Below are 11,462 nucleotides of genomic sequence, written 5' to 3'. Positions count from 1 at the left end.
TTTGCTGAAATTTAAAAGGGCATAACAAAAATGATATGCCCTTAGTAACTTTAAATCTTATACTAATATATTTAATTCTTTTAATTCTTTTTTTATCTCTTCCAAAGTTTTTTCATCTGGTACTTCTATTGTATGAACATGATAATCTTGTGTTAAGCTGGATAATTGTTTAAATCCATTCTTCTTACTATTTTCCATAAATGATTTGAGATCTCTGTTTGAAGCAAGGTTTAAATCGGCTTTTATAGTTCCATATGTAGGGTGATCTACTATAACATCTTTTACTTTTCCACCTAAATCAATAATAGTTTGCAATTCTAACAAAAGATGCTCATTATTATTATGATTCTTACATTTTATCTCAAATTCTTGATTTTTTATATTATATATTATATATCCAGTAGATGTAGCTAATATATCAATTCCAGAAGCTCTTAATAATGCAATGTCCTTTACCACAATCTGTCTTGTTACATTAAGTTCTTTTGCTAAATCTACACCTTTAACAGGCTTATTAGATGTTTTTAGTATATGTAATAATTTTTCTCTTCTTTCATTGCTATTCATAACACACCTTCTTCTTAAATAATTAGTTTGTCTATCTTTTTACTATTCTATATAGATTTTTAATATAAATCAATACGTTATTTCTAATCCTTATTTTTCAACATATCATCAAGATATATTATATAAATTTCAATTTAATAAATTTTATTAAGTTTTTAACAATTGTTTTTTGTTGTGTAGTAATAATTGTGGTGTTATAATGTTTTTACAAGTGTATATACACTTGTAAAAACATTATAACAGAAAAGGGTGTAAAATATGAGGAATATTTTAAAAGATAATATTTTAAAGTTAAAAAAAGAAAAAAACGCTATAATACTTGCTCATCTATATGAGCCTGATGAAATACAAGAAATTGCTGATTATGTTGGGGATTCATATTATTTAAGCAAAATCGCTCGTGATTGTGAAGAAGAATTAATTATATTCTGCGGAGTAAAATTTATGGGAGAAAGTGCTAAAATCTTATCTCCACAAAAAACTATCATCTTACCTGCTACTAACGCTGGTTGTCCAATGGCTGACATGGCCGAGGCTTCTGATTTAAAAGAAATGATAGAAAAATATCCAAATGCTTTTAAAGTATGTTATATAAATTCATCTTATGAAGTTAAAGCCCTTTGTGATGTTTCTGTTACCTCATCTAGTGCTTTAGACATTTTAAAAAATGTTCCTAATAAAGAGATTTTATTTTTACCAGATAGAAACTTAGGTAGCTACATAGCTGAATTTTTTCCAGAAAAAGAATTCATACTATGGGAAGGTTTCTGTCCTACTCATGAAAGACTTACTTCAGAAGAAGTATTAAAAGCTAAACAAGAACATCCTAATGTAAAAGTTTTAGCTCATCCAGAATGCAATAAACCAGTTAGAGATTTGGCTGATTATATAGGAAGTACAAGTGGCATTATAAATTATGCTACAAAATGTGAAGATAATGAATTTATAATTTGCACAGAAGAAGGCATCTTATATGAATTAAATAAAAGAAATCCTAATAAAAAGTTTTACTTCCCAGAAAAAATGATTTGTCCTAATATGAAAAAAACTTCTTTGGAAAAAGTTTATGATGCTTTATGCGGTAAAATAGATGAAGTTGTTCTAGACAAAGAAATATCAGAAAAAGCTTTAACATCTCTAGAAAACATGCATAAATTAGGGGAGATGATTCTTTGTGGAAAATAAATATGTAGACGTTTTAATAGTTGGATCTGGTGTAGCTGGACTATACTGTGCTCTAAATCTTCGTCAAGATTTGGACGTAATGGTAGTTTCAAAAGATAAAATAGACTGTACTAATACTTCTTTAGCACAGGGTGGAATTTCTGTAGCTAGAGATTTTGAAGATGTTCCTTTTTTTGCAGAAGATACTCTAAAAGCTGGTAGATATAAAAATGATGTACAAGCAGTAGAAGTTCTGACTAAAGAGTCTATTGAGAACGTAGACTATCTAGTATCTCTTGGTCTTGATGTTGATAAAGACGAAGAGGGTAATTGGGATTATACAAAAGAAGGGGCTCATTGTGTTAATAGAATTATACATACGCAAGATAACACTGGAGAAAATGTAGAAAAAACTCTTGTAAAAAATGCTTGTGAGCGTAAAAACTTAAGGATTTCAGAGGATACATTCCTTGTTGATATAATAGAGAGAAATGGCAAGTGTATTGGCGCTATATTATTAAAAGATAAGGAACAAATAAATGTATTTGCAAAATTTGTAGTCCTGGCTTGTGGCGGAATTGGTGGTTTATATAAGAATTCTACCAGCCAAAGAATTCTTAGAGGCGATGGCTTAGCTGTAGCTCTTAGACATGACATAGAACTTAAAGATATAAACTATATTCAAATTCATCCAACGGCTTTTTATGATGAGTCTGATGATGAAAGAAGGTTTTTAATATCTGAGTCTGTGAGAGGTGAAGGTGGAAAACTTTACAATATTAATGGAGAAAGATTTATAGATGAGCTTCAACCTAGAGATGTTGTATCTGAAGCTATTTTTAAAGAAATGAAAAAAACTAATACACCTTATGTATATCTTGATATTAGTTTTCTAAATTCAGAATATCTAAAAAAACGCTTCTCTACTATTTATAATAAATGTTTAGAAAAAGGAACTGATATTACAAAAGAACCTATAAAAGTTTCTCCTGCTCAACACTATTTTATGGGTGGTATTAAAGTTGATTTAAACAGTAAAACTTCTATGGAAAATTTATATGCTGTTGGTGAAACTGCGTGTACAGGAATTCATGGTGCCAACAGACTTGCTAGTAACTCTTTGCTTGAGGGACTTGTTTTCTCTAAAAGAGCTGCTCAAGAAATAAATGCTTGCGTAGATAGCTTTAACCTTTCAAAAGTTGATATTGATGAAATATATACTAGTAGGGATGAAGTGGAACAAGAAAATAGACTTTTAGTTGTAAAAGCGATTAGAGAAAAAGGTGGAGTTATAGATGATTAATTTTTTAGTAGTAGATAAAATAATTAAAGATGCTCTTGTGGAAGATATTCCTGGAGAAGATATAAGTACAAATTCTGTAATTAGTGAAAATAGTAATTCTACTATAGATTTAATTTGCAAAGAAGAAGGCATTATTGCAGGACTTAAAGTTTTTGAAAGAGTTTTTAAAATTCTTGGCAATGTGGAAGTTACTCTTCTTAAAAATGATGGAGATAAAATTTATCCAGGTGATAAAATAGCTCTTATAAAAGGAAATACTAGATTCATTCTTCAAGGTGAACGTGTTGCTCTGAACTTATTACAAAGAATGAGTGGTATTGCAACACTTACTAATAAATATGTTAAGGAAATTGAACATACTAATGCTAAATTATTAGATACTAGAAAAACTACTCCAAATTTAAAGATTCTTGAAAAATATTCTGTTAAAATTGGTGGTGGACATAATCATAGATTTAATTTATCTGATGGTGTTATGTTAAAAGATAACCATATTGCAGCTGCTGGTGGTATTACTAACGCGGTTAAACTTTGTAGAGAAAATTCTTCTTTTGTTAGAAAAATTGAGGTTGAAACTGAAACTTTAGATATGGTGAAAGAAGCTATAGAAGCTAAAGCCGATATTATTATGCTTGATAATATGACTCTAGATATGGCAAAAGAAGCAATTGAAATAATTGGTGATAAAGCTATCATTGAGTTTTCTGGTAATGTAAAATTGGAAAATATTAAATCTATTGCTGAGATTGGTGTTGATTGTATCTCTGTTGGTGCTCTTACTCATTCTGTAAAAAACTTAGATCTTAGTATGAAAAACTTAAAAAATATATAATATGTTAAAAGAAAAATAGTAATAATTTTAGGCTACCTATTATCTAAAATTGTTACTATTTTTTAATTTATAATATATGACTATTAAAAGCTTTTTACTGTATACTTAAATTAAAAACTTTGATCTATGGAGGTACTATGCATATAGATTATTATGGAAAAATATTATGGAATTATCATAAATTAAATGAAAATATAGAAAAATGTGATGTAATCTTAGGGTTTGGTAGTCATGATTTAAATGTAGCAATAAGATGCGCTAACCTTTTCTTAAATGGCTATGGAGATAAAATTATATTCACTGGCGGTTTTGGTAGAATTACTAAAAGTTTATGGAATATGACTGAAGCGGAGAAATTTGCTCAAATAGCTATAAATATGGGTGTTCCTGAAACTAAAATTATTATTGAAAGCAAAGCTTCTAATACTGGTGAAAATATAAGTTACACTAAAGAAATTTTAAATAAATTAAACTTACACCCTACATCTTTTTTAATTGTAGATAAACCTTATAGAGAAAGACGTACTTTTGCCACTATAAAAAAGCAATGGCCAGAAATTGATTTTATTATTACATCTCCTCAATATAGTTATGAAGATTACTGTAACTTTTACTCTCATGGTGAAATCTCTAAAGATGAGTTTATTAGCATTATGGTTGGTGATTTACAAAGAATTGATTTATATGGTAAGAATGGGTTTCAAATTGAACAAAAAGTGCCTACTAAGGTTTGGAATGCTTATAATAATTTAATTAATCTAAAATATGATAAACATTTATGTAAATAATAATTCTCTGACTTCTACTAAATAGAAAATTTATTTTTATTTTTATGGTAATAATAATTATGATTAACTTTCTATATAAAATTAGTTGAAGGAGATATAAAATGTCACAAAATACTAATAATCTAAGTAAACAAAATAATATGTGGCTTATTTTAATTGCAACTTGCTTATTCACATTTATGTCAACTTTAGATGGTAGTATTGTAAATATAGCAATGCCAACCATGTCAAAGAGTTTATCCATAAATATGAGTGATGCTGAGTGGATAGTATCTTTATATATGATTACTATCTGTTGCTTATTAATTTTCTGGGGAAAAATTAGCGATACTATCGGTAAAGTGAAAATTTTTAAAATTGGAACTTTTATTTTCACTTTAGGATCTTTATTTTGTGGAATAAGCCCTACTCTAGAATTACTTTTACTATCAAGAATCATACAAGCTATTGGTGCTAGTATGACAATGGCTACAAACTATGGAATAATAACAGAAAACTTTCCCCCTGAAATGCGTGGAAGAAGCCTTGGTATTCTTGGAAGCTTTGTTTCCCTTGGAAGTATCGCAGGACCAGGAATAGGTGGAATCATTCTTCAAAAATTCACTTGGCATTATATATTTTTAATTAATATTCCCATTGGTATATTTGCTATTATTCTTGGTTACTTTGTTTTTCCAAAATCAAAAAGAAAAGAGTTACCTTTAAACTTAGATTTTTTAGGATTTATCTTATTCGATATAAGTGTAATTTCACTGTTTATGGGAATATTTATCGGACAAGTAACAGGATTTAATACTGCCTTTGTAATAGGATTATTTATTTTAGCTATTATAGCCCTGGCTGGATTTATACTTAGAGAAAAACAAGCTAAAAATCCATTGATAGATTTGACAATCTTTAATAGCAAAGCTTTCTCATTAGGATTAATTTGTGCTGTATTGATATTCTCATCAAACTTATTTATGAATACATTAATGCCATTTTATTTACAAAATACATTGAAACTTTCTACTTTTTTATCTGGAATTATACTTATGTGTGTTCCTATTGCAATGGTTGTTGTTGCACCAATTAGTGGGGCTTTATCTGATAAAATTGGATCTGAAGGTTTAACTTTTGTGGGGCTTTTAGTAGTCTGTATTTCCCAAATTTTATTAGTATTTATAGGTATAAAAACTACAGTTCCTTTTTTAATACTACTTACTCTTTTAACAGGTACTGGTGTGGCACTTTTTCAATCACCTAATAATTCAATAATCATGTCATCTGTTGCAAAAAATCACCTAGGAATTGCAGGTAGTATAAATTCATTAGCTAGAAACCTAGGTATGGTAACAGGTCTTTCTTTATCAACTACCATCCTATATAGTGCTATGAGCAGTCAGGCTGGGTACAAGGTAACAAGCTATATTGAAGGAAGAGATGACTTATTTTTATATGGAATTCATATAGCATTTTTAGTATCTTTTGTACTTTGTTTCATAGCTTTAATTATAACTGGTTATAGATTATTTGATAAAAAAATTCTCTAAGATAAATTTAAAAAGCCATTAATAATTTTTCTATTAATGGCTTTTTCCTATCTATATATCTAATTTAACATCATAAAACTTCATCCAGTTATTTAACTGAATCAAATAAGCAATAACCTGTGGACCTGTCATTAATTGTCCATACCAAGGTTGTTCAAAAGATGCCCCTCCTGTATCAACCAATCTAGATACAAAATCAAAATCTACAATTTGATGAATAGGAGATTTTTTATCTGCTAAAATCAATCTTAGCATTGTACTTACTTCCTTTGTATACTCTGGATTGTGAGTTTTTGGATAAGGACTTTTCTTTCTATCTATAATCTCGTCTGGCACTAATCCTCTCACAGCTTCACGAAGTAGTCCTTTTTCTCTACCATGTAATAACTTCATATCTTTTGGTAAATTAAAAGCATACTGAACTAGTCTCTTGTCAGCAAAAGGTACTCTTCCTTCTAAACTATTAGACATTGTCATTCTATCTTTTCTATTTATCAAGGTAATCATCTGATATTTTATATTAAGATAAGACAGTTCTCTTATAATTCTATCATTATGACTTTCTCCAGGCAATTTAGGAATTTTATTAATACTATCTCTACATAGTCCCTTTGTATAATCTTCAATAGGAAGAGATTTTAAATCATTTCTTAATATATTTTTTCTATATTCAATTGAATCAGCCCAAGGGAAGATTTCAATTGAGTCATATTCTCTTGTAAACCATGGATATCCTCCAAATACTTCGTCGGCACACTCTCCAGATAGCGCAACAGTTGCATATTTTCTTACTTCTTTTGCAAATAAATACAGTGAAGAGTCTATATCAGCCATTCCCGGTAAATCAGCTGCTATAGTTGCATCATCTAGTGCATGTGCCAAGTCCACATTATCTAATACCACATTATGATGATTGCTCCCTAAAAAATCAACCATTATCCCCACATAGTCCGAATCTGAATTAGGTTGAAATATATCCTTTTTAAAATACTTATCGTTATCCTTGTAGTCAATACAAAAAGTATTTAAAGTTTCCATATTATTTTTTTTAAACTTATCAAATGCTACTTTTGAAATTATACTGGAATCAAGTCCCCCTGATAAAAAAGCACAAACAGGTACATCACTGACTAGTTGATTTTCAATTACCTCAACTAATAACTCTCTTACATACTTTTTAGTTTTATCTAAGTCGTCCTCATGTTCCCTTACTTCTAACTCCCAATACTCATTTAAAGTAATACCTTTCTCATTAAAAATTAGATAAAATGCAGGTGGTACTTCTTTTATGTCTCTAAATATTCCACTTCCTAAACTTCTTGCTGGGCCTAAAGACATCAGCTCAAGTAAACCATCTTTATCTACTACGGAATCCACAGATGGATGCATCAATAAAGTTTTCATTTCTGAAGCGAAAACTAAATTCCCATCTTTGTAAGAATAAAAAAGTGGTTTTATACCCAGCGGATCTCTGCATAAAAACAATTCTCGATTATATTCATCCCAAATTCCAAAAGCAAAAATACCATTGATATAATCAACACAGTTTTTACCATATTCAATATATGATGTTAACAGAACTTCTGTATCTCCATAAGAATCAAAAGTATATCCTTTGGCAATCAAATCTGCTCTCACTTCTTCAGTATTGTAAAGCTCACCATTATAGCAAATGGTATATTCTCTATCCCCTATTTTCTTAGTCATTGGCTGAAGACCTCCAGTAGGGTCAACTATAGAAAGTCTTCTATGACCAATTAATGTATGATCGTAAACTTTTAGTCCTCCTGAATCAGGTCCTCTCAACTTTAGTGTATTAATCATTTTGTCCATTATATTGGAGTAATCTCTTATATTATTTTTAAGATTAGACCATCCTACAATTCCACACATAATATATCCTCCATTTGTTCAAGATATATTACTATATGATGAATAAATAAATTTTGATACATCTAAGGTTTATTTACTTCTATTAAGTTTTTAATATAGTTAATTTTATTCAAGTGTATACTATATATTGGGGTATTTTCTTTATTTTCTTAACTTATTCATTTTTAGAAACCTTAAATGTAATTTTAAAATAAATAAAATCATCTTTAATTTTAGCTCTTATATTGCCATTCATAGTTTCAACTAAAAGCTTAGTTATGGTAAGTCCAAGTCCAGAACTTTGATTACTTCTTGACTTATCTTTCATATAAAAACGTTTAAATAATTTTTCTACATCTGCTTCTTCTAGATTTTCAACATTATTACTAAAAATTATATCAATATTATCATTTGATTGTTTCATACATACTTTAAAAGTATCCTTTGCATATTTTATAGCATTTTGAATTAAATTAGTAAAAATTCTGCCTATAATGTCTAAATCACCTTGAATATTTATTGCTTCCTCACCAATATCTAGCTCCACATCTATTCCTCTTTTATCAAAATCATTATAATAAATTAGTAGTTGCTCCATCAGTTCTTTATGGATATCAATAGTTTTTATATCTACTTTATATTCATTTGCTTCTAATCTGGATAAATCATAAAAGATTTGAATCAAATCTTTTAAATCTCTAGATTTTCTCTCTACTATAGAAATATATTCATACTTTTCATCCTTTGTAATTTCTTCATCTTTTATTAATTCCAAATAACCCAATATGGATGTGAGTGGAGTTCTTAAATCATGAGATATATTTTCGATTTCTTTTCGTAGCTCTTTTTCCCTTCGAGTACTTTTAATTTTCTCCATCTGAGTTTTTTCTAAGTAATTATTCATCTCTTGCAATAAGTCTTCTAAGTCTTTGTTTGGAGATGCTAAAGTAAGCCTTCGATTTCTTTCAATATCTTCACATACCTCTTTTAAATCATATTTTGCTTCTCTAATATTTTTAGAAAGCAAAAAAAAGCGTGCAGAAAAATACACACTTGTAAAAAATAAAATTATCACTATAAAAATCATACTCTGCACACTCCTCTTTTATTATTTTATTTCAACCTTTTCAAATAGCTTCATTCCCAATAAATAAAATACTAAAGTTCCAACAATTCCTACTATAAAGCAATTTATTAAGCCTTGTTGACTACTCCAAAAGAATATAAATTTATGATCACCGCTACCTTCTGTAATATTTTTCACTATATTCCATGGCATAAGCTTAGCTATCTTTCTCAATATTTCTACTCTAGCTCCTAGTAGTTACATAACTTTAGGTATTATAACCATAATAGAAACCCACCACATAACTACTGTAGTTTCACTCTCGAATATAAAATAAAAACAATGAGCTACTGTAGCACTAACTAAAAATAATGGTATGCAGGCTATTAAAGCTCTTATTAGTTCATTTAAATAAATAGATCCACTATTATCAAGTAACAATAACACACTTCCAATGTAAACTGAACTAATAAGTATTAAGTTAATTAAAGCTATAATTAATAAAACTACAAACTTGCCAAAATAAATTTCACTTCTTGCTATTCAATAAGAAATAGAGTTTTTTAAAGTATGACTTTTATACTCTTGCCCAAATATTACTGCTACCATAGGCAAGCATAAAGCTAGAGGAATTCCCATACTCATATATAGTGATGAAAACGAGAAATAAGTATTGGCATAAGGAAAGTTTGGATCATTATTTACAAAACCTACAAGTACTCCATTTATAAATAGCACAAATGCCATGCATCCAAATAAAAATATATAATTTCCCTTGGAACGTATATTACGATAAACTTCACTTTTAATATAATTAATCATGTTGAATACTTCCTATTAAAGACATGTAGTAATTTTCAAGATTTACAGATTTCTCCTCCAAAGCTAATAATCCTATATTATTAGAAACAGCCAAACAACTTATTTTTTCTGATCCATCAATTCCTTCAAATATCTGAATTCTATCTTCTGGCAATACTTTATAATCCTTATATACCAACTCTTCTTCTAATAATGCTGACATTTTCTTAGGGTTATTTACTTTAATTTCTAAATAGCTTTTACATTTTTCCTCAAGTTCTTTGGCAGATAATTCTTCTACTAATTGACCTTTATTTAAAAATCCATAACATGTGACTACATTAGCTAGCTCAGATAATATATGGCTTGATATTAGAATTGTAATGTTCTTTTATTTATTAAGCTTTAAGAGTAAATTTCTTATTTCTATAATTCCTGATGGATCTAGCCCATTGATAGGTTCGTCCAACAATAATAACTCCGGCTCTGTCATCATAGCTAGCGCTAACCCTAATCTTTGTTTCATTCCAAGAGATAAATCTTTAAACTTCTTTTTATTTACATCTAATAAATTAACTTCTTTTAGAACTTTATCTATTTTGTCTTTGCCTGGTATTCCTCTTTGCATACGATAATATTCCATATTTTGCTCTACTGTTAATTTTTCGTAAAACTTGGCGATTCTATTATAGTTCCTGTTCTTCGTCTAGCTTTACCTAAATCGACCTTTGAAGTTTTCTCGAATAGTTCAAATTCACCACTACTACTTTCAGCCTGTCCTGTTAAAATTCTAAGAAGCGTAGTCTTTTCTGCTCCATTATTTCCTGCAACCCATAAATATCACCTTAATTTACAGTAATATCTATATTTGATAATGCATGATCTTGACCATATTTTTTACACAACTTGTGTGTTTTTATAATTGATTTTCATCTGCATTCTCCCTTCAACTTTTTAATTCTTTTTAAGTTTCAATTAACTTTACATTGATAAGAATACAGAAATATTTTTAATAAATATTCAAGAAAGTTTAAAGATTATTAATCATTATTTAATTTAAATCCAATCCCCAAAACTGTTTTTATATATTCTTCATCTTCTGCTATATCTTTTATCTTTTTTCTTATATTACTAACATGAACATTTACAGAGTTATCTTCACCATAATATCCACTCTTCCACACTTGTTCATATAAAGCTTCTCTGGAATAAACTTTATCTGGATTTTTTAGTAAAAGACATAATATATCAAATTCATGATTTGTTAATGCAATATTTTTTCCTCTAACTTTTACCGATCTAGATTATTTATTTAATACTAATTTTTTAAATTTATGTTCTTCATTATTAAAGTTCTCATTTATATTTTCCCCAAATCTTCTATATCTTCTTAGAAATATGTTCTTTCCTCATTTTTATCCTCCACTTTAAAGTTTTCTACGTTTCCTAAATCTAATATTATCATAATATATTTTATTATATAAATCATCTTTACATGTAATTTTCACTTTCAAGAAATCCAGTTATTTTAGCTTTA

15 protein-coding genes are annotated in these 11,462 nt (G+C 28.4%); 5 read left to right on the top strand and 10 right to left on the bottom strand.

The genetic code is table 11. From position 1 onward, the window contains the following. Positions 1 to 57: 57 nt before the first annotated feature. Complete coding sequence (locus NSA58_RS09135; RefSeq protein WP_039677880.1) at positions 58 to 567, bottom strand: transcription repressor NadR; 510 nt, start codon at positions 565 to 567, stop codon at positions 58 to 60. A gap of 258 nt (positions 568 to 825) precedes the next feature. Between NSA58_RS09135 and nadA the strand changes: the two genes are divergently transcribed. From nadA to NSA58_RS09110, 5 genes are all read left to right on the top strand, one after another. Beyond that, a complete protein-coding gene (gene nadA / locus NSA58_RS09130) occupies positions 826 to 1,752 on the top strand; it encodes a quinolinate synthase NadA (protein ID WP_039677879.1) in 927 nt (308 codons plus the stop codon). Then, positions 1,742 to 3,034 carry an L-aspartate oxidase gene (locus tag NSA58_RS09125; RefSeq protein ID WP_074429798.1) on the top strand — a complete coding sequence of 431 codons (1,293 nt, stop codon included), beginning with the start codon at positions 1,742 to 1,744 and terminating at the stop codon, positions 3,032 to 3,034. The genes nadA and NSA58_RS09125 overlap by 11 nt, the downstream gene beginning before the upstream one ends. Next, positions 3,027 to 3,866, top strand: coding sequence for a carboxylating nicotinate-nucleotide diphosphorylase (gene nadC, locus NSA58_RS09120; protein ID WP_039677877.1), 840 nt, complete (start codon positions 3,027 to 3,029; stop codon positions 3,864 to 3,866). Before NSA58_RS09125 ends, nadC begins: the two co-directional genes overlap by 8 nt. Before the next feature lie 137 nt (positions 3,867 to 4,003). After that, positions 4,004 to 4,654: a YdcF family protein gene (locus NSA58_RS09115; protein ID WP_039677876.1), complete on the top strand. Its 651-nt coding sequence runs from the start codon at positions 4,004 to 4,006 to the stop codon at positions 4,652 to 4,654. A 101-nt stretch (positions 4,655 to 4,755) separates the two neighbouring features. Beyond that, positions 4,756 to 6,186: an MFS transporter gene (locus NSA58_RS09110; protein ID WP_074429797.1), complete on the top strand. Its 1,431-nt coding sequence runs from the start codon at positions 4,756 to 4,758 to the stop codon at positions 6,184 to 6,186. Positions 6,187 to 6,237: 51 nt separating this feature from the next. Here the strand turns inward: NSA58_RS09110 and asnB are convergent, their stop codons facing one another. The 9 genes from asnB to NSA58_RS09075 form a co-directional block, all read right to left on the bottom strand. Beyond that, positions 6,238 to 8,079, bottom strand: a complete 1,842-nt coding sequence (gene asnB / locus NSA58_RS09105) for an asparagine synthase (glutamine-hydrolyzing) (RefSeq protein ID WP_074078796.1) — start codon at positions 8,077 to 8,079, stop codon at positions 6,238 to 6,240. Positions 8,080 to 8,233: 154 nt separating this feature from the next. Next, positions 8,234 to 9,145, bottom strand: coding sequence for a sensor histidine kinase (locus NSA58_RS09100; RefSeq protein ID WP_074078795.1), 912 nt, complete (start codon positions 9,143 to 9,145; stop codon positions 8,234 to 8,236). 21 nt (positions 9,146 to 9,166) lie between these two features. Further along, positions 9,167 to 9,358 carry a hypothetical protein gene (locus tag NSA58_RS09095; protein WP_074429796.1) on the bottom strand — a complete coding sequence of 64 codons (192 nt, stop codon included), beginning with the start codon at positions 9,356 to 9,358 and terminating at the stop codon, positions 9,167 to 9,169. Between the two features lie 24 nt (positions 9,359 to 9,382). Further along, a complete protein-coding gene (locus NSA58_RS09090) occupies positions 9,383 to 9,565 on the bottom strand; it encodes a hypothetical protein (RefSeq protein ID WP_074429795.1) in 183 nt (60 codons plus the stop codon). A 102-nt stretch (positions 9,566 to 9,667) separates the two neighbouring features. Next, positions 9,668 to 9,946: a hypothetical protein gene (locus NSA58_RS09085; RefSeq protein WP_039681194.1), complete on the bottom strand. Its 279-nt coding sequence runs from the start codon at positions 9,944 to 9,946 to the stop codon at positions 9,668 to 9,670. Continuing rightward, positions 9,939 to 10,148, bottom strand: a complete 210-nt coding sequence (locus NSA58_RS20715) for a hypothetical protein (RefSeq protein WP_330652556.1) — start codon at positions 10,146 to 10,148, stop codon at positions 9,939 to 9,941. Before NSA58_RS20715 ends, NSA58_RS09085 begins: the two co-directional genes overlap by 8 nt. Positions 10,149 to 10,316: 168 nt before the next feature. Continuing rightward, positions 10,317 to 10,568, bottom strand: a complete 252-nt coding sequence (locus NSA58_RS20710) for an ATP-binding cassette domain-containing protein (RefSeq protein WP_334319805.1) — start codon at positions 10,566 to 10,568, stop codon at positions 10,317 to 10,319. Positions 10,569 to 10,582: 14 nt separating this feature from the next. Further along, positions 10,583 to 10,714 carry a hypothetical protein gene (locus tag NSA58_RS20855; protein ID WP_334291556.1) on the bottom strand — a complete coding sequence of 44 codons (132 nt, stop codon included), beginning with the start codon at positions 10,712 to 10,714 and terminating at the stop codon, positions 10,583 to 10,585. A 251-nt stretch (positions 10,715 to 10,965) separates the two neighbouring features. After that, the gene (locus NSA58_RS09075; protein WP_079764831.1) at positions 10,966 to 11,199 is read right to left on the bottom strand and encodes a winged helix-turn-helix domain-containing protein; all 234 of its coding nucleotides are present in this window, start codon (positions 11,197 to 11,199) and stop codon (positions 10,966 to 10,968) included. Positions 11,200 to 11,462: the final 263 nt, after the last annotated feature.

It is taken from the genome of Terrisporobacter muris (genome assembly GCF_024621905.1).
Taxonomy (GTDB): Bacteria; Bacillota; Clostridia; order Peptostreptococcales; family Peptostreptococcaceae; genus Terrisporobacter; species Terrisporobacter muris.
Note: the sequence above shows the minus strand (reverse complement) of the source record. Positions and strands in the feature narration are given on the sequence as shown.

Bases quoted from the DNA above. Each gene is read 5' to 3' on its own strand.
- NSA58_RS09135 (WP_039677880.1), bottom strand. From the start codon at position 567: ATGAATAGCAATGAAAGAAGAGAAAAATTATTACATATACTAAAAACA.
- nadA (WP_039677879.1), top strand. From the start codon at position 826: ATGAGGAATATTTTAAAAGATAATATTTTAAAGTTAAAAAAAGAAAAA.
- nadC (WP_039677877.1), top strand. From the start codon at position 3,027: ATGATTAATTTTTTAGTAGTAGATAAAATAATTAAAGATGCTCTTGTG.
- NSA58_RS09115 (WP_039677876.1), top strand. From the start codon at position 4,004: ATGCATATAGATTATTATGGAAAAATATTATGGAATTATCATAAATTA.
- NSA58_RS09110 (WP_074429797.1), top strand. From the start codon at position 4,756: ATGTCACAAAATACTAATAATCTAAGTAAACAAAATAATATGTGGCTT.
- asnB (WP_074078796.1), bottom strand. From the start codon at position 8,079: ATGTGTGGAATTGTAGGATGGTCTAATCTTAAAAATAATATAAGAGAT.
- NSA58_RS09100 (WP_074078795.1), bottom strand. From the start codon at position 9,145: ATGATTTTTATAGTGATAATTTTATTTTTTACAAGTGTGTATTTTTCT.
- NSA58_RS09085 (WP_039681194.1), bottom strand. From the start codon at position 9,946: ATGATTAATTATATTAAAAGTGAAGTTTATCGTAATATACGTTCCAAG.
- NSA58_RS20715 (WP_330652556.1), bottom strand. From the start codon at position 10,148: ATGTCAGCATTATTAGAAGAAGAGTTGGTATATAAGGATTATAAAGTA.
- NSA58_RS20710 (WP_334319805.1), bottom strand. From the start codon at position 10,568: ATGGAATATTATCGTATGCAAAGAGGAATACCAGGCAAAGACAAAATA.